The 18,341-nt window shown below is 41.6% G+C and carries 19 protein-coding genes; 6 read left to right on the top strand and 13 right to left on the bottom strand.

Features of this window, described 5'->3' with window-relative positions; genetic code table 11:
* Positions 1-193: 193 nt before the first annotated feature.
* Genes ABLA76_RS07400 through rfaQ form a run of 5 tightly spaced genes read right to left on the bottom strand, consistent with a single transcriptional unit; the run spans position 194 to position 5,571 of the window.
* Entirely contained in the window at positions 194-1,150 is a 957-nt protein-coding gene (locus tag ABLA76_RS07400) for a polysaccharide deacetylase family protein (protein WP_348987438.1), read from the bottom strand.
* On the bottom strand, positions 1,147-2,247 hold the full coding sequence (locus ABLA76_RS07405) for a glycosyltransferase family 9 protein (RefSeq protein ID WP_348987439.1): 1,101 nt from the start codon (positions 2,245-2,247) through the stop codon (positions 1,147-1,149). Before ABLA76_RS07405 ends, ABLA76_RS07400 begins: the two co-directional genes overlap by 4 nt.
* 32 nt (positions 2,248-2,279) lie before the next feature.
* Positions 2,280-3,383, bottom strand: a complete 1,104-nt coding sequence (locus tag ABLA76_RS07410; RefSeq protein WP_348987440.1) for a glycosyltransferase — start codon at positions 3,381-3,383, stop codon at positions 2,280-2,282.
* Positions 3,380-4,510 (bottom strand): glycosyltransferase family 4 protein, encoded by a 1,131-nt coding sequence (locus tag ABLA76_RS07415; RefSeq protein WP_348987441.1) that lies wholly within the window; start codon positions 4,508-4,510, stop codon positions 3,380-3,382. The genes ABLA76_RS07410 and ABLA76_RS07415 overlap by 4 nt, the downstream gene beginning before the upstream one ends.
* Entirely contained in the window at positions 4,507-5,571 is a 1,065-nt protein-coding gene (gene rfaQ / locus ABLA76_RS07420) for a putative lipopolysaccharide heptosyltransferase III (protein WP_348987442.1), read from the bottom strand. The genes ABLA76_RS07415 and rfaQ overlap by 4 nt, the downstream gene beginning before the upstream one ends.
* Positions 5,572-5,755: 184 nt before the next feature.
* Here rfaQ and waaA point away from each other — a divergent pair, with 184 nt between their 5' ends.
* The 3 genes from waaA to coaD are packed head-to-tail and all read left to right on the top strand — an operon-like array spanning position 5,756 to position 8,291.
* Positions 5,756-7,033: a lipid IV(A) 3-deoxy-D-manno-octulosonic acid transferase gene (waaA, locus tag ABLA76_RS07425; RefSeq protein ID WP_348987443.1), complete on the top strand. Its 1,278-nt coding sequence runs from the start codon at positions 5,756-5,758 to the stop codon at positions 7,031-7,033.
* Positions 7,033-7,812 (top strand): glycosyltransferase family 2 protein, encoded by a 780-nt coding sequence (locus tag ABLA76_RS07430; protein WP_348987444.1) that lies wholly within the window; start codon positions 7,033-7,035, stop codon positions 7,810-7,812. Before waaA ends, ABLA76_RS07430 begins: the two co-directional genes overlap by 1 nt.
* On the top strand, positions 7,809-8,291 hold the full coding sequence (gene coaD, locus ABLA76_RS07435; RefSeq protein ID WP_348987445.1) for a pantetheine-phosphate adenylyltransferase: 483 nt from the start codon (positions 7,809-7,811) through the stop codon (positions 8,289-8,291). Before ABLA76_RS07430 ends, coaD begins: the two co-directional genes overlap by 4 nt.
* 38 nt (positions 8,292-8,329) lie before the next feature.
* Here coaD and mutM read toward each other — a convergent pair whose 3' ends face one another.
* From mutM to radC, 8 genes are all read right to left on the bottom strand, one after another.
* A complete protein-coding gene (gene mutM / locus ABLA76_RS07440) occupies positions 8,330-9,139 on the bottom strand; it encodes a bifunctional DNA-formamidopyrimidine glycosylase/DNA-(apurinic or apyrimidinic site) lyase (protein WP_047771563.1) in 810 nt (269 codons plus the stop codon).
* Between the two features lie 124 nt (positions 9,140-9,263).
* Positions 9,264-10,442 carry a glycosyltransferase family 4 protein gene (locus ABLA76_RS07445; protein WP_047771562.1) on the bottom strand — a complete coding sequence of 393 codons (1,179 nt, stop codon included), beginning with the start codon at positions 10,440-10,442 and terminating at the stop codon, positions 9,264-9,266.
* Complete coding sequence (locus ABLA76_RS07450) at positions 10,423-11,544, bottom strand: glycosyltransferase family 4 protein (protein ID WP_348987446.1); 1,122 nt, start codon at positions 11,542-11,544, stop codon at positions 10,423-10,425. Before ABLA76_RS07450 ends, ABLA76_RS07445 begins: the two co-directional genes overlap by 20 nt.
* A gap of 16 nt (positions 11,545-11,560) precedes the next feature.
* Entirely contained in the window at positions 11,561-12,550 is a 990-nt protein-coding gene (locus tag ABLA76_RS07455) for a glycosyltransferase family 9 protein (RefSeq protein ID WP_285808957.1), read from the bottom strand.
* Between the two features lie 191 nt (positions 12,551-12,741).
* The gene (locus ABLA76_RS07460; protein ID WP_348987447.1) at positions 12,742-13,860 is read right to left on the bottom strand and encodes a glycosyltransferase family 4 protein; all 1,119 of its coding nucleotides are present in this window, start codon (positions 13,858-13,860) and stop codon (positions 12,742-12,744) included.
* A 160-nt stretch (positions 13,861-14,020) separates the two neighbouring features.
* A complete protein-coding gene (gene rpmG / locus ABLA76_RS07465; RefSeq protein ID WP_010847629.1) occupies positions 14,021-14,188 on the bottom strand; it encodes a 50S ribosomal protein L33 in 168 nt (55 codons plus the stop codon).
* An 11-nt stretch (positions 14,189-14,199) separates the two neighbouring features.
* Positions 14,200-14,436 carry a 50S ribosomal protein L28 gene (gene rpmB / locus ABLA76_RS07470; RefSeq protein ID WP_038239873.1) on the bottom strand — a complete coding sequence of 79 codons (237 nt, stop codon included), beginning with the start codon at positions 14,434-14,436 and terminating at the stop codon, positions 14,200-14,202.
* Between the two features lie 276 nt (positions 14,437-14,712).
* Positions 14,713-15,405, bottom strand: a complete 693-nt coding sequence (gene radC, locus ABLA76_RS07475) for a DNA repair protein RadC (RefSeq protein WP_047771596.1) — start codon at positions 15,403-15,405, stop codon at positions 14,713-14,715.
* Between the two features lie 306 nt (positions 15,406-15,711).
* On the opposite strand from radC, the gene coaBC reads away from it, so the two are divergent.
* From coaBC to slmA, 3 genes are all read left to right on the top strand, one after another.
* Positions 15,712-16,971 (top strand): bifunctional phosphopantothenoylcysteine decarboxylase/phosphopantothenate--cysteine ligase CoaBC, encoded by a 1,260-nt coding sequence (gene coaBC / locus ABLA76_RS07480; RefSeq protein WP_348987448.1) that lies wholly within the window; start codon positions 15,712-15,714, stop codon positions 16,969-16,971.
* Positions 16,949-17,407 (top strand): dUTP diphosphatase, encoded by a 459-nt coding sequence (gene dut / locus ABLA76_RS07485; RefSeq protein WP_047771552.1) that lies wholly within the window; start codon positions 16,949-16,951, stop codon positions 17,405-17,407. Before coaBC ends, dut begins: the two co-directional genes overlap by 23 nt.
* Before the next feature lie 160 nt (positions 17,408-17,567).
* Positions 17,568-18,167, top strand: a complete 600-nt coding sequence (gene slmA / locus ABLA76_RS07490) for a nucleoid occlusion factor SlmA (protein WP_348987474.1) — start codon at positions 17,568-17,570, stop codon at positions 18,165-18,167.
* Positions 18,168-18,341: the final 174 nt, after the last annotated feature.

Raw genomic sequence — 18,341 nt, forward strand, 5'->3', positions numbered from 1 at the left:
AAAAACATCTCGTTTAATAAAAAACCTCATAATTTAACTTTATACTCAATAAACTTCAAGTTGCAATCCGCAAGACAACGCGATGCCTTATATTTCCCCGCTGCGCGGGAAATATAACACGCATCTTGAAGTTGGATGGGTATAAAAAGTCCACAATGAAATTTGTGCTCAAGACACATAAAACAAACATTCATTATTTACATTTCAATCTATAATACTCGGCCAACGTCATCCCCTTTACCAAAGGCCGCAAAAATCCAAACAATCCTTCCAAATCCTGATAAAGCTGTTCAATTTGCTCTTCACTCTTAAAGGTTGGGCTTCCACCAGGCATAAACTCAGATGAATGCAACATAAATTCAACATAGTCACTGCCATTAGACAAAGTTTGTTGGACAACGGTTTTCATCTGCGCCAAATTCTCACCTTTTGGTCTCAGCCAATTAACCGATGGAGAACGCTGTTTTCCTCTCAATCGATCATATTTCTGCTTAATAAAGTTCATAACCGCAGAGTGCTTATATTGAATACTCATCGGGACTTGCAATAACGGAGAATGTCCTTCTTTGGAAATATCCTGCAAATCCATAAAATAAGCATGATCAGGAAAACGGCTATAATCTGTTCCACCATTTCCATTAGGATCACCTTTGGTAAAGTTCCAATTAACTTTTGGTGTAACAGAACAATCTACTTGATATCCATATTCCACTAATAATTGTGCGTAATACTCATTAAATGCCCAGCGCCCAGCACGGTGGCTTAACATTTTAGTCTGGAGCTTATCTTCCAAAAGATGGGTCATTAAATCAACTTTTGCTTTAATCTGATCTTTAGGATACTCAATCAGATATGGTTTATAGTGCATATCATCATCAGTAAGAGGGACAATAGGTGGACTATTCCAGGCATGCAAATGCATACCGATTTCACCCGTATTTCTGGCGATCACATCCTTGGCAAATTCGATATAGCTACCATCCATTGCCATTTCATAGTTAGTTAACCAAACGGGTTTGAAGCCAAAACGCTCACAGAGATTCTGAAACCTTGGCAAATAATGCGTGTTTTTTGTTGAGATCTGACCACTATTTTGCCAAAGATTATCACCTTCAGTATCAATTGTGATGATAAATGCAGATTTATTCATGATAAAGTCAGCCTAGTTAAGAAAAAATCTATCGTGTCAAAAATAATATGTAATGGTATTTCACTAATCTTACTATTAATTTTATTTTGAGTTAACTGAATAGCATTTTTATTTCCTGGTCCCCACACATTGTTGTTAACAAAATTTCCATGCTTGTCATTGCCATATAATGCGACTGTATTTTTTTCGTATGCTGCAGCCACATGTACAATTGATGTATCTGGTGAAATAACCAAATCAGAATGTTTTATAATTTCCACAGCAGAAAGAAAATCATCAAATGGATTAATTATACATCTATTTAAATATGAAAGCGTGTTTAGTAGTTTATTAGTCTTCCCAACCAATATAACATTAGTTGATGGATATGATTTACTAATATAAGACGTTATTCCCATCAGTTGTTCTTTTGAAAGATCTCTTTTTTCTTCAGCGGAAAAAGGATTAATAACAATCGTTAATCTCCCTGGAAGTTTTACATAAAAATCATAAACCTTACTCTGAACAGAGTTCGGAATATGTATATCATATTGCATATTAAAGTCATAAATCCCCATGCTATTCATAAGAAATTTATATCGTTCAGTAATATGGGATTCGTATTGAAAATACTTTATACTCTTATTATATATATTTATTTTATCTTTATTGAACCCTAATACATTTTTAGCATTAACAAGTCGTATAAACAATAGATACATAACAGGGAGTTGATCTCCCATATCAATTACAAGATCATAGTTTTCTTTTTTTAATGTCAAGCCGAGTTTTATTATCTCTTTAGTTTTATCTGGATAAAAGTAAACTTTATCTATGTATGGATTCTTCTCAATAACACAGTAATTAGAGTAACCTGATAATACATGTAACTCAAATCCTCCCTCAGATAATGCTCTGAATATGGGAGTAGAAACGATCATATCACCAATTTTATTATCATCTCGTAAAAAAAGAACTTTTTTTATACTATCAACATGAAATTCATTCACCTTCCATGTGTCAATAAAAACTTTAGCAAGATTAAATTTTAATTGTTTAAATAAATAATTTTTCTTTCTGTTTATTGAACGTAATTTTTTTAATTTTTTATCAATCATTAAAACTTCTCAAAGAATAATTCTAGTAATACTTATTGCTGTATCAAATTTAAATAACGATTAAGCGCAATTTCCAAATCGAATTTTTTATACATATCTTCTGTAATGATTGGTGGATTTTGATAAACCAGCCGCATTTTTTCTGCTAATGACCCAGAAGTCAGTTCAGATTTGTATTGTTCCAACTCACCCACCATAATCTCACTAATACCACCAGGACAATTCGTGCTGACAATAGGTGTATGACAAATCAACGCTTCAATCAAAACATTACCTAACCCTTCACTATCAGAGCTTAATACAACAGCTTTAGCTCCTCGTATTACAGGTAATGGATTCACTAAAAAACCAATTAGAAAAACTTTAGATTGTAAGCCAAGTTCCTCAATTTTTTGTTTAATTGCTTTAGTCATACCATCATCCCCCTGACCCGCAATCAACAACTTACAGGGAAGATCAGCTTTGGCAAAAGCATCCAATAGGCGGTCGTGACGTTTTACATTGTGGAAACGCCCTAAATGAAGAAAATAATTCTCATCCGAATAGGGATTTGTTTCCAAAGAATGATTTTTAATTTCAATCAGATTAAATGGATTATAAATAGTGACCATTTTTTTAGGGGTCAACGATAATTTTTCTTTCAAATCCAAACCAACAGCATCAGAAACACAAATTAAGTTACGATCTTGATAAACACGTTGGATTTTCAATTTTTTAATCCAATGAGATAACCCTGTTTTATTATCAAGATACGATTTTGAAAACACACCGTGAATACAAAACCATACATTTAGCTCGGCCAATATCTTAGATTTTGCAACAATACGATCCGTTTTATGTAAGTTAGATATCACCAATACAGGTGTACCTTTTTGAAGAAAGACTTTAGCCAAAACTTTATCCATAGATTTAGCTCTGCGAACAATTTCGGTCTGTCTTCTAAAAGGCCCTCTATATTCATCAGCATTAATGATTAATTCAACATGATCTGGGATCGGATATTCACATCTGTCAGAGAGAGATAACAAGGTAATACCAAAACCTTTTTGTTGCAAGCCACGGCACAAACGAATTGTAACATTCTCAGCTCCTCCTCCCGGTAATCCATCAATGATAAATAAAATATGCCCTTTCATAAGGAAAGCACCTTATTATACAGTTCCATAAGTTGCTGAGACAAATAAGCAGGAGTGTGGTTCACTATTTTCTCTTTTGATAACATTGAGATCCTACTGGTCAAATGGTCTGCTGGCACTAAAGAGATAGATTCCGCCAAAGCCGAAATATCGAGGGCATCACACACAAAACCATTCTCACCTGAAACAATGAATTCAGCGCCCCCGCATGTGTTACTCGTTATGACAGGTAAGCCACATGCCATAGCTTCCAAAATAACATTCGGGAAAGGGTCATATAATGTTGGTAATAATAATCCATCTGCCATTTGATAAAATGGTAATGTCTTTTTCTGTACCCCCAGAAATCGAACTCGTTCATGACAACCAAGCGAGTTGGCAAACTGCTGATATTTACTTTCTTCTTTATCCTGGCCAACCACAACCAGATAAGCATCCGTCATATTGATAGCTTCTATCGCAGCTTTCAATCCTTTTCTTTCAAAACCAGAACCAACATACACAAAACATTTTGCTTGTGCAGGAATAGCATATTTTTGCCGTAGCGCGAGCCGTTCAGCTTCCCCAACAGGAAAAAATTGTGACTGATCAATGGCATTATAGATAACAGAAATTTTCTCATCGGGCAGACCAAAATCTTCCATCACCTCACGTTTAACCATCTGAGAGTTGCAAATAACCTTTTTTAATTCAGGGGAGAGATACATTGTTTTTTCAGCTCCCATGACATAACGATGATAACGACTAGAAAAAAGCAATTTGCTTTTCCAGGATGACAAGATCCGTGATCTTTGCTGCAACCAACGTTGATGAACACCATCCCCTGCTCGGTATACATCACATCCGGCAATGCGTTCATGACTTTGAACGATATCGAATTTCTCCTTTTGCCAAATGAATCTGGCAGTGTCAGCAAATCTCTTCTCGCGACTAATCCGACCCCATTTAAACGGGTTTGCTAAATGTACATGCCAATTAGGATTGCGACTCCCTTCCCAAGAGCGAGTAATTACATTCAATTCCAAACTGCCATTGTCCAATGCCTCAAGTGCCCTGGAAATAAAACGTTCCGCTCCTCCATCAGGCCGATATTTTTGCCGGACAATAGCAAGGCGCATAGGTTTCATGATAGATATCTCCGGGCAGCAGTAATTACGACATCAGTAGGGATAAGATCCAAAAAACGAGTATCTGTTTTGGTATCAATATCATCAGGATCGGGTAATTTACCGTAATTCCCCGCCCAAATCACTTCCCCATTAGCATGCCATGGACTCCAGAAAGCTAATTTAGAGGGTCCAAATAATGCAATACAAGGCGTTTTCAGTGCAGCAGCCATATGCATAGGAACAGAGTCAACACCAATAAACAACTTGGCATGGGCAACTAGTGCCCCAAGCTGAGGTAACGTAATCTGGCCTGCTAAAGAGACAATATTTTTCTGACTACAGGTAGATAAAATTTTTTCCACCATCTCTTTTTCCCGTGGTTCCGTTCCTGATGTCACCACAATTGAATGTCCATCTGCTTGCAAAGCATTAATGGTTTCACTCATTTTCTCATCATTCCAACACTTGAAAAACCAACGTGATGCCGGATGGATAACGATATAATGATGATGAATTCCACCCATCTGTAAAAGATTTGCTACTTTATGCCAATCGTCTTCACTATAACTCATTGTTACATCGAAATTGATACTGGAAAGATTAATCGGTTTCAGTGCTGATAAATTCTGCTCAACTACATGTAGAGATTCTTCTCCTTCAGTAGAAACCAAATCACTAAAACAGACTTTCCATAACCAGTTTTGTCGCTTGGGAAAATCAAAGGCGATACGGGTTGGGGCACGAGAAATCTTAGATACCAGGGCGCTATACCACTGATCAGCAAGGTTAATGACGATGTCGTATTTTCTTCTCCTCAACTGATTCAGTAAACGCCAATGATGGGTGATATAAGCTTTTATACCTTCCTTTTTCCATTGTCTATCAACGGAAAAAATATGGGATACGAGAGCGAAATTCATCAACATTGGCTCTGTTGCTTTGTACAGTAAGACATCAATCTCAGCATCAGGAAAATTTTCTTTCAACGTATTCACAACTGGTGTGATAAGCAATGTATCACCATGATGTCTTAGTTTTATGATCAGAATCTTTTTAAACCCAGGGGATAGTTTACCCATTGTGTTTCCAATATTCTCGATTGATTCAGAAATTTTATTAATTATATTCTAAAGACAGCAACTCCCGCCTTCCATCTTTAGATATCAAGTATATTCATTGGTGCACAACATATCCGCATTTTACACACTTTCTTCAAGCCAATGTGGTACTATATCCGCAGTCTATGTCAGTGAATTTGATAGAATGTTGCTTCGCTTATATCAGGTACTTCTCTACCTTATCCAACCCATTATCTGGTTACGTCTGCTGCTACGCAGCCGTAAGTCGCCTGCGTACCGCAAACGCTGGGGAGAACGCTATGGCTTCTGCGCTAAAAAGGTGGCACCCGGTGGGATCTTACTGCATTCCGTTTCTGTTGGAGAGACATTGGCGGCCATTCCGCTCGTACGGATCTTGCGGCACCATTACCCTTTTTTACCCATTACGATAACAACCATGACACCGACAGGTTCTGAAAGGGTTCTGTCTGCCCTCGGCAATGATGTTAACCATGTCTATCTTCCCTATGACCTGCCAGGTTCAATGAAACGTTTTCTGGATCACGTCAATCCCAAGTTAGTGATCATTATGGAAACCGAACTATGGCCGAACCTGATTACCCAGTTACGTCAACGGGAAATCCCGCTGGTTATCGCCAACGCAAGGCTATCTGCCCGCTCTGCGGAGGGATATCAGAAAATTAGCAGCTTTATCAAAACCATTTTAAATAAAATCACGTTGATCGCCGCACAAACTCAGGAAGATGGTGACCGCTTTATCGAATTGGGTTTGAGACGTTCCCAGCTCTCCGTGACGGGTAGCCTTAAGTTCGATATCTCTGTTACACCAGAACTCGCGGCAAAAGCCGTCACATTGCGCCGCCAATGGGCACCTCATCGCCCTGTATGGATAGCAACCAGCACCCATGATGGGGAAGAAACGATAATTCTGGATGCGCATTGCAAATTGCTTAAACAATTTCCTGATCTGCTGTTGATTCTAGTACCCCGCCATCCTGAACGTTTTGGTAAGGCCACTGAGTTAACCCAAAAAGCGGGATTAAACGCGATACTACGCAGTGCTGGCACTATTCCTGACACTAATATGCAAGTGGTGATTGGCGATACGATGGGCGAATTGATGCTCCTGTATGGTATAGCTGATCTGGCTTTTGTCGGAGGGAGCCTGATAGAACGCGGAGGACATAACCCACTGGAAGCGGCGGCCCACGCCATTCCTGTTATCATGGGTCCACACACATTCAACTTTAAAGATATTTGTGCCAAGCTGCATAAAGCGGATGGATTGATTACTGTTACGGATAGCCCATCATTAAGTTCAGCTATCAATAGCCTGCTGACAGACGAAGATTACCGACGCTATTACGGCCACCACGCCGCAGAAGTCCTGCATGAAAACCAAGGGGCACTTCAACGCTTGCTAAAATTACTGGAACCTTACCTCCCGCCAAGGAGCCATTGATGATTGCCAAAAAACGCCTGTCCGTTGTCATGATCACCAAAAACGCTGCTGATGTGATTGCCGATTGCTTGCTTTCTGTGGATTGGGCGGATGAAATCATCATCCTGGATTCCGGCAGTACCGATACCACTTGCCGAATAGCCAGCGAAATGGGTGCAAAAGTCTATTCAAATGCCCAATGGCCCGGCTTCGGGCGGCAACGGCAGCTCGCACAATCCTATGCCAGCGGTGATTACATCTTTATGATTGATGCCGATGAACGCGTAACGCCAGAACTAAGAGCATCCATTGAACAAGTCCTGGCAAATCCTGATGACAATAAAGTCTATAGCTGTGCACGCCTCAATCTGTTTATGGGCCGATTCATGAAACACAGTGGCTGGTATCCTGATAGGGTTATCCGCCTTTATTGCCGTGAACGTTACCAATACAATAACAATCAGGTTCACGAATCCCTTGATACTCAAGGCGTATCTATCGTGACGCTCAGGGGAGACCTGCGTCACTTGACCTGCCGTAACCTGATGGAGTTCCAGCAAAAACAGTTAAATTATGCAAGAGATTGGGCGAAGCACCGCTACGATCAAGGCAAAAAAATCCGTTATTTTTCTATAATCAGCCATACGCTGGGCGCATTTCTCAAAACCTGGCTATTAAGGGCAGGTTTTTTGGACGGTAAGCAAGGCCTGATATTGGCAATTGTAAATGCTCAATATACATTCAATAAATACGCTGCACTTTGGGAAGTGATTCAGGCAAAGGGTAAAAAACCACGATGAAAAGAAAAGCGATTTATCCCGGCACCTTTGACCCTATCACTTACGGTCATCTTGATATTGTTACTCGTGCCGCAAACATGTTTGACCATGTTCTATTGGCTATCGCTAATAGTGATAGAAAAAGTCCCATGTTCAGTTTGGAAGAGCGTGTCACGTTGGCAAAAGAAGTCACGGCTCATCTGGAAAATGTCGATGTGGTTGGATTTAGCGAACTGATGGTCAATTTTGCCAAAAAGCAGCAGGCTAACATCTTAATCCGCGGAGTACGTTCTGTTTCCGATTTTGAATATGAATGGCAACTTGCCAATATGAATCGACACTTTATGCCTGAGCTGGAAAGTGTCTTTTTATTGCCTTCCCAAACGCTGTCTTTTGTCTCATCATCCTTAATCAAGGATGTTGCTCGTCATGATGGCGACGTTTCATCTTTCCTGTCAGAGCCAGCTGCACAGGCAATGCTAAAGAAATTAGGCAAATAACAATCAGGCGGGGCAATTATCCTCTGCCCCCAATCCGTTTAATGCTGGCACTGACGACAGAAAAATGTACTGCGTTGCCCCAATTTTACACACTCGATTTTCTCACCACATACGGGACAAAGTTCACCTTTCTTGCCGTAGACAAACAACTCCTGAGCAAAATATCCCGGTTTGCCATCAGATTGCAGAAAATCCTTCAGGGTCGTACCACCTTGCTCAATGGAACGACGTAAAATCTGTTTGATTATATCGGCCAAGAGATAGGCTTCTTGCTGCGTTAATGAATTCACCGGACGTTCAGGCAGGATATGAGCAACGAACAACGCTTCGTTGGCATAGATATTCCCAACCCCAACCACAACTTTGTTATCCATCAACCAAGGTTTGACAGCCATTTTTTTGTTGCGGGAAACCGTGTAAAGGTATTCACCATCAAATTGATCAGAAAGAGGTTCAGGACCTAAATGAGCAAGTACAGAGCACTCATCAAGAGTGTCGCTCCATAACCATGCCCCAAAACGTCGGGGATCGGTATACCGGAGAATTTTACCATCAGCCATAACCAAATCGACATGATCATGCTTTGCCGGGGGTTGTTCATCCAACAAGACACGCAAGCTACCAGACATTCCCAAGTGGATAATAATCCAGCCCTCCGGCAACTCAAGCAATAAGTATTTTGCCCGCCGTTGGACACTCAGCACAGGCCTGTCTGAAAGCGCCATGATTTGCGCAGAAACAGGCCAGCGCAAACGTGAATTTCTGACCTCAGCATATTGGATCACATTTCCAACCAGGTGAGGTTCAATCCCCCTGCGACTGGTTTCCACCTCTGGTAGTTCCGGCATACCCACCCCCTTGAATACGTTATCTACGATATTGTTTCTGAGAATATTGCATCTAAGCAGATTACAATACCGTTTTCATGTATCATTTGCAGCCAGATTTAATTGAGATAACAGGGCAAGATATTCACTGAGACAATCTTTCCGCTATCACGCCCATAATTAACTTCGCACGCTGATCCCAGTTAAAACGTTCTGCAACCAGCCGTTGGGAATAGTCAACTTTAGCCATCATTTCAGCGGGATGATGAATCAGCCATTGAATTTGTTCAGCAAAACTCGCTGCATCTTCACTATCAGCAAAATTTACTGCATTTTCATCAACGGCATCACGAATGGAAGGAAAATCAGAAATAACTACAGGCTTACCCATAGCCATATATTCAAAAAGCTTGAGAGGAGAGGTATAGCGGCTGCCAATACTGGTTTTCGTCAATGGCAGAACACAAATATCACTACCAGCAATAACCTGAAAGCGTTTTCTGGGTTGGACAAAACCAAGGAAATTAATTTTATCATTGACACCAATCTGTTTAGCCGTCTGCCGCAATCGCTCAATTTGTTCAGTAGTGCCACCAGCAATATTCAGTTCAACGTTATCCAGGTAAGACATGGCTTTCATTACCGTTGGGATACCTTTCCAACGATGTAAGCTGCCCAAATAAAGTACTTTTTTAGGAAGAGTATTGCTGTCATCGTTGCCGGTAATTGTCTGCTTCACCGATTCAACTGCCAGCATATCAACCCCATCGGGAGCCACAACAATCGGTGTTTTGACACCGTATTGCTTATAAATATCTTCTCGTAATAGTGAAGTAAGGGCAAAAACAACCTTAGAATCCGCATAAACCTGCTGCTCAATTTTTCTCAGTTTATGATACTTACGTTGGTTTCTACGATTGAGCAAATCATGGGATTCCCTAAAAGACTGAGAAAATACTTCATGGCTTTCAAAGAAATGAGGAGTATCTGGATGATTACACAACAGGTAATTCGCCATTTTAATATTGCGGGTAAAAAGGGCATCAACTTGATGCTCTTTAAGCCAGCGCGAAACTTGCAAATAAAACAGTTTCTGAGTATTTAGCGGAAAATACCATTTTCTGCGTATATCGTGCAGGGCAATTAGCTCCACAGAAGGTGGCAATGACCTGCCAAGAATCTCCTCAACCTGGCTTTGGCCTTTTGGGGTAATCAGGAAAACACGATGCCCCTGACGAGCAAAAGCATCTACATTCTGTAAAATTTGTAGTGATGCAACCCGATAATCAGGTACAGGATAAGGATCAATATACGCAATTTTCATTATTTTTTATGGCGTTCAATAAACGGCTAGCAGAATGTTCCCAAGTGTACATCGATTCAATCCTCTGGCGGGCAGATTTCCCCATCTTTTCGCCTCTATCCGGCAAAGATAAAAGATGATTTACCGCCTCAGCAATAGCCATAGCATCACCCGGTGTCACCAAAATACCAGCACTGCCTTCATTACCAACCACTTCCGGTATTCCACCAATATAGCTGGCAATCACAGGCCGTCCACACGCCATCGCTTCAGCAATAGTAATACCAAATGCTTCATCACCAATACTGGGGAAAATCCCGGCATCACCCGCCGCATAAAATTCAGGTAATTGATCATGACCAACAGAAGGATGAAAAATGACGGATTTTTCTAGCTGCAAAGTAGAAACCCGCTTTTTAAGCGATTTCAAATCTTCACCTTCACCAATAATTAATAATTTTACATCCTTGTTCCGCAACAAAGCCATTGCATCAATGGCGACTTTCATGCCTTTCCAACCAACCAACCTGCCAGCAAACGTTAACAGGAACGTTTTCTCATTGATATCTAATCGAGTTCGGACATCCGAGTCAGATGGTTTGAATTTATCGATATCTACCCCATTATAGATGATACTGGGAAATTGCTTAAAATGATGCTGAATCTGCCAGGCATTAAAATGGCTACATGCAACCCATGCAGATATTTTTTTACCCAATACCCGATCCCCTTTAAAAAAACTGGTTCCACCACTCATATAACAAAACTGGGTATGGGATGTTTCAGGCATCATTCTGGGCCAGAAAAAATCAAAAGGCTTAGTCAAAATCACCCAATCAAAATTTTCAGCAATAACTGTTGCACGGGCATGACGGGCAAAAGAATAACGTTCAACAATACGTTGGAAACGGCGTCCAATGTTAAACACGCGTTCTCTGGGAATAAATGGAAAAATATGAATAGGGATATTTCTTTCGCCTAATGCAGGCCGAATATCGCCAGTTCCACCGAAAATATGGACTTCATGCCCCGCATCTGTCAGCGCCTTAGCTAACGCCCAAACAGCCGTTTGAATGCCACCGTACGACATGGTAACAGTAACATCGATAAATCCTATCTTCATTGGGTGAATTATCCTTTCATTCATTTTCCAGCAAATTCTGAACAGAATGCCAGACTTGATCGACCGATATTGCTGACATTGTATCTTGACGCGTTGCCTGTCGATAATCTACAGGATGTTCAATTACCACTAATTTTGGATGTTGCTGAGGTGCGAGAAAACGTCCCGGGTGAAAGCTGTGATACAGAGCAACCATTGGTATTCCCAAGGCCCCGGCCAGATGAGTTGTTCCAGTATCAACGCCCACATACAAATTAAGTTGACTCATGATTGCCGCGTTTTGCCGCATCGTAGTCTTACCCGCTAATGATGAGCATCTGTTTGTGCCCAATTTCTCAGCCAGCATTCGCGCACTGTCCTCACCCTCTTTACTGCCTAATAGTAATATATGCGCATGCGGATAATCTCGATAAATATGTTTAGCTAATTCGTAAAAGTGTTCTACAGGCCAATCACGATAGGCTTTTGCCGGGAAACTCTGTAACTGAAAACCAATTTTTAATTGTCGTTCTATCCCTTGCCGTTGAAGCAAATCTCGGGCGTACTCCGCTTCATGCAGGCTTACACTATACTGCAAACGCCAATTACTTACTTCAACCCCAAGTGAATCGATTAACAGTGCCCTTTCCTGTTGGGCAGGCATAAGTTCTCCGGGCCTTGCTATAGCATACTCATTTGATGTTTTACCAGGGGTATCCGAAAAATAAACGGTCAAATTGGCTACACGTTTGGCATACTGCAATAAGAGTTTATCCTGGCCATAGACGAATGCCAGATCATAGTGCCGATGAGAAAACCAGCCACACCATTTAGCCTTGCCTTTTGAAAAATCTTTCAATTTATTAATTAAATCGATATTTTCAAGGATTTCTTTCGTCTTTTTATGCACAAATATATCAATATTTGCCTCTGGCCATTTTTCTTTCAGGGCGCGAATAACCGGCGTTATTAGCAAGGTGTCACCAAAACGGGCGATATTGATGATTAGAATATTTTGGGGTTGCATAATAATGAATATTAAATTATCAATCCAAAGACTGGATCACTTTAGGTACTATACAGTAAAGTGAGTCACTGTTCTATTTACAGTTAATAAGCACAACAGGCATACAAAAATAAAGCCAATGACATTTCAAATAGTTAATAAAAAGCATCAATGACTCTGCCAATACAGATAAAAATAATATAAACAAAATATTACCGCTTACTTTCTATACTGGAATAAAAAACAGACTCCATTTTTTCTAACATATTATCCATGCCAAATAAATGAGTTGCCCGTCGCAGTGAAGCCTCTCCCATTTGTAAACGTAGCCCTGCATCATGCATTAATAAATCTAATTTTTCTGTTAATTGTTCGACATTTTTAGGTTCGATAATATACCCTGTATCGCCATCAATTACAGCTTCGGTAATCGCGCCTACCGAGGTAGAGACAACCGGCAATCCACATGCCATTGCCTGCATGATGCCTTGAGGTACACCTTCATTACCAAACGAAGGTAGAGCAAAGATATCCATTGCATTTAAGCAATCAGGAACATCCTGGCGATTACCAAGAAAAATGACACTCTCTGTCAGTCCTTCCTGGTGAACTCGCGGCTCCAAATTCTTTCTTTGAGGACCATCTCCCACAAACAGCAATTGCCAATCAGGATAACGTTGATGGAGAATTTTCCAACTATCAAGCAGGTAACGATGGCCTTTCCACGTTCTCATTGTGGCAACAATGCCCAGTGTTGGCTTGTCTTTGATGCCAATACGCTGACGACTTGAGGACTGACTTTCAGGATGAAAACGTGACAAATCGATCCCCGTCGGCACAGAGGTCATATGAGATAGAGGATACTCATTATGTAAATGCAGATATTGGCGCAGTTTTTCCCCGGTTGTCACAATATGCTGACCCGCGTGCAAATACAGCCAACGAGTCGCAATGGATTTTGAAACATGAGTCGAAACATGACGGGTTCGGACTATCGCAGGCATACCTTTTAATGTGGCACATACCGCAGCCACCAGCCAGGAATCAGTAGAACTATGGGTATTGATTACATCGAACTGGCGACCTTCAGTTTTTAACCAATGACGCATCGCCCGAAGACACGAAAGACGTTTTTTTTCAATTGGGAGCGCAACAACAGGCACATCGTAATGATGAGCTTCACGGTAAAGGGTTGAAGTTGGACAACAAACGATAACCACATGGTGTCCACGCTGTATCATGCCCTGAGATTCTGTCAGGATACGAATTTCCTGCCCTCCCCAACCACACGATGATTCTGTATGTAAGATATTCAAGGTCTTTCTAACCATTTTAGCGCTACACCTGACGGTTCATAATTGAAAAAACGGGAGTATAACTGAACAATGCATTGGTCTACACGCATAACCAATTTAAAATAAGCTACAGTGGCACTATCAACAGATATAAAAAAGCCCAGCATTATGCTGGGCTTTTTATCATTCACTAAAATTATTTAATTTTAGCTTCTTTGTACATAACATGCTGACGAACAACTGGATCGAATTTTTTCATTTCCAGTTTTTCAGGCATAGTACGCTTGTTCTTCGTAGTGGTATAGAAGTGACCTGTACCAGCGGAAGAAACTAGCTTGATTTTATCGCGAATACCTTTAGCCATTTTTCAGCTCCTTAGTACTTCTCGCCACGGGCACGCAGTTCGGCCAGAACTGTGTCGATGCCTTTTTTGTCAATCACACGCATACCTTTAGCAGATACACGCAGAGTTACAAAACGTTTCTCAGACTCAACCCAGAAACGGTGAGAGTGCAGGTTAGGCAGAAAACGACGCTTAGTCGCATTTAATGCGTGGGAGCGGTTGTTACCACTCACCGGACGTTTGCCAGTAACTTGGCAGACTCGGGACATGTCTATTCTCCAAAAATCAAATCAGCTCGAGCTTTGTATTGGGTGTGACCGCCTCGTCAGGCTTAGGAGCCCATCTCAGCAAACTTTCTTTACTGAAAATAGGTTACTGAAAAGAACGTCACTGAAAAGACTCACATTTTCCCAGTAAAAAAACTTACTGAGATAGGCTCTTCTCGTCAAACCCAAGATCCTCAAAGGTGGCGTAGTATACGCCCTCATTCGCTGATGCTCAAGTCCCGAACAACTAAGATCTGATCGTATCGCGAAAAAACGGCATTAAATCCAACCTCTTTCCATAAATGAGACACAAGATTGCTTACCAATGACGATATGATCCAAAACTTTAACGCCAACCAAGTCACAAGCCTCAATAATTTTTTCTGTCACCAATTTATCTGCCAAGCTAGGTTCTGGATTACCGGAAGGATGATTATGAGCCAGAATAATTGATGCGGCATTCACTTTAACCGCTTGTTTCACAATTTCACGAGGGTGAACTTCAACTTTGTTTATCGTTCCTTTAAACATTTCATCATGACAGATAACTTTATTTTGGTTAGTTAAAAACAGCACCACAAATATTTCCCGATCTTGCCAGGATAATAAATCCTGCAAATAATTCTGGGTTATCGTGGGGCTGCTCATGATATCTTCATGGATAAATTGACTGGAAAAAAACCGCTTTGCCAATTCAGATATCGCCTGCAATTGAACATACTTACATAGCCCCATGCCCTTATGTGCACAAAAGTCTGCGTAATCAGCGGACAGAAGGTGATAAAGAGAACCAAATGAGTTCAGCAGATATTCTGCCATTTGTACGACCGGAACGCCTCGGGTTCCCGTGCGCAAAAAGATAGCCAATAACTCCGCATCCGTTAGGGAAACCGCCCCATAAGCCAGTAATTTCTCCCGGGGAAGAAGGTTTAAATGCGATTCATCGTTTCTTTCCATTAGCGTTAAATCCATAATACTTCCCCCCACCGTCAATATCCTTTGCCCTATAACCCCCATAACAATGGGTGCTATCAATCAATATTCACTCGCTGGCTATATCCATTCTTCCACTATATTTATACAGTTATATATTCATGCGCCTACATTTACACATCTACTATCCCATGATGAAAAAATCATCGCTAGCTCGACTTGCGAGGCTTGCGCAGCGCTTCGCAAACTTGCCATTTTTGGCTGGCTAAATAGGGAAGGTTCTCAACGCAATATTTTCTTGTGATAGAATCTTAAGGAATTGCAACTGACATCTGGACAATCAAAATGACAGGATTTTCCGGCAAACCACTTTCTGATAATCCGCTTTCCGGTAAACAACTTTCTGATAAACAAATAGTCCTTGGAATCAGTGGAGGGATCGCCGCTTACAAAACTGCCGAATTGGTGCGCCGTTTACGTGACCGTGGTGCCCAGGTACGCGTTGTCATGACTCCCGCAGCCGAAGCTTTCATCACTCCACTGACCTTACAGGCAGTATCTGGTCATCCCGTCTCAGATGATCTTCTAGACCCCGCAGCCGAAGCCGCTATGGGGCATATCGAACTGGCAAAATGGGCTGATTTAATTATTCTCGCGCCCGCCACTGCTGATCTGCTGGCTCGCCTGGCCGCAGGCATGGCGAATGATTTAGTCACCACAATCTGCCTGGCTTCCGCTGCATCTATTGCTGTTGCCCCCGCAATGAACCAACAAATGTACCGTGCACAGGCCACCCAAGATAACCTGAACGTGCTTAAAGAGCGTAATGTATTGGTTTGGGGACCCGATGAAGGCAGCCAGGCATGTGGTGATGTAGGGCCAGGGAGAATGTTGGAACCGATGACTATCGTCGAACGGGCAATACAACATTTCAACACCGAGCCAAATCTTTCTGGTCTACGCATCGCTATTACCGCAGGACCAACCCGTGAAGCCCTGGACCCCATCCGTTTCATCAGCAATCATAGCTCCGGTAAAATGGGTTTTTCCATTGCACAAGCTGCGGCAGAGCGTGGCGCTGAGGTGACATTAATTACCGGTCCCGTTAATTTACCCACACCACAAGGCGTTAAACGCATTGATGTCAGTAGTGCACTGGAAATGAATGAACAGGTTCAAGCTGCCGTAACTTCACAGCATATCTTTATTGGTTGCGCGGCCGTGTCTGACTATCGTTTTAAGCAAATCTCAACAGAGAAAATCAAAAAGCAGGGTGATGAAATCACATTTACACTGGTGAAAAATCCTGACATTGTAGCGAGCGTTGCGGCCATGGAAAAAAATCGTCCATTTGTCGTTGGATTTGCAGCCGAAACCCAGAATGTGGAAGAATACGCTCGCGGAAAACTCAAGCAGAAGAATCTGGACTTGATTTGCGCGAATGATGTATCGCTGGCCGGACACGGTTTCAACAGTGATACTAACGCATTACATCTATTCTGGCATGATGGTAGTGTTCATTTACCCCACAGTGGTAAATTACAACTCAGCCACCGCTTATTAGACGAGATACTCAAACGCTATGATGAAAAAAATCGACGTTAAAATCCTTGATCCCCGCATCGGGCAAGAATTTCCTTTACCGACTTATGCTACACCTGGCTCTGCGGGTTTAGATTTACGTGCTTGTCTGGATAATGCAGTGGAACTGGCTCCTGGCCAAACCGAACTTCTGCCAACGGGGATTGCTATCCATATTGCAGATGAACAATTGGCGGCAGTTATTCTCCCCCGCTCTGGTCTGGGTCACAAACATGGCGTTGTTCTGGGTAATTTAGTGGGACTTATCGATTCAGATTATCAGGGACAATTGATGGTCTCCGTTTGGAACCGTGGTGATAAAACTTTCATCATCGAACCAGGTGAACGCATCGCCCAGATGGTTTTTGTACCCGTTGTACAGGCCGAATTTAATTTGGTTGCAGATTTTGAAACGAGCCAGCGCGGCAGTGGTGGATTTGGCCATTCCGGTCGTCAATAACTTTCCATAAGGCCTGATACCGTCAATCGATTTTCATATTTTTTGCCCACAATGTTTGTGACAACAATAGTTTTTGACAGCAATAGCTTTTGACAGCAATAACGTTGTGGCAAAAAATAGCCGGATTTGTTTTGCTGTTTTAGCAGGGGTCTTACCAGACATGGCAGAAAAAGAACGTACAAAAAAGAAAAATAGGCGTGAGGAAATTTTGCAGGCATTAGCACATATGCTGGAATCCAGTGATGGCAGCCAACGTATTACTACTGCAAAACTTGCCGCAAACGTTGGTGTTTCTGAAGCAGCCCTTTACCGTCATTTTCCGAGCAAAACCCGGATGTTTGACAGCTTGATTGAGTTTATTGAAGATTCCTTAATTTCACGTATCAATCTGATCCTGCAAGACGAAAAGGACACCATCACACGTATTCGGTTAATTCTCATCCTGCTTTTGGGTTTTGCAGAAAGGAATCCGGGGCTGACCCGTATTATGACCGGTCATGCCCTAATGTTCGAACAAGACAGATTGCAAAATCGCATCAACCAGCTATTTGAGCGAATTGAAATGCAACTTCGCCAAATTTTAAAAGAGAGAAAAATCCGTGATGGGCGGGGATTTGCTTATGAAGAATCTGTGTTGGCATCACAGTTACTGGCGTTTTGTGAAGGGATGCTTTCCCGTTTTGTTCGCTCTGAATTTCGCTATCGCCCGACAACTGAATTTGAAGTACGCTGGCCATTGATATTGACCCAACTGCAATAATCTAATCCACTACAATAGCTTATCGCAGTATCGTAAGTTCATATCCTTATACAGTGAATGATAACGTGCGGATTTTTTATCGGGTTGTGTTAATATGTTCCAGCTCATTGAGTTCACTACTAAGTGACTTAATAATGGCATCATTGTCACAATCCTTACCATATAGATAGATGC

It is taken from the genome of Xenorhabdus sp. SGI240 (genome assembly GCF_040081915.1).
In the GTDB taxonomy this organism is placed as follows: Bacteria; Pseudomonadota; Gammaproteobacteria; order Enterobacterales; family Enterobacteriaceae; genus Xenorhabdus; species Xenorhabdus bakwenae.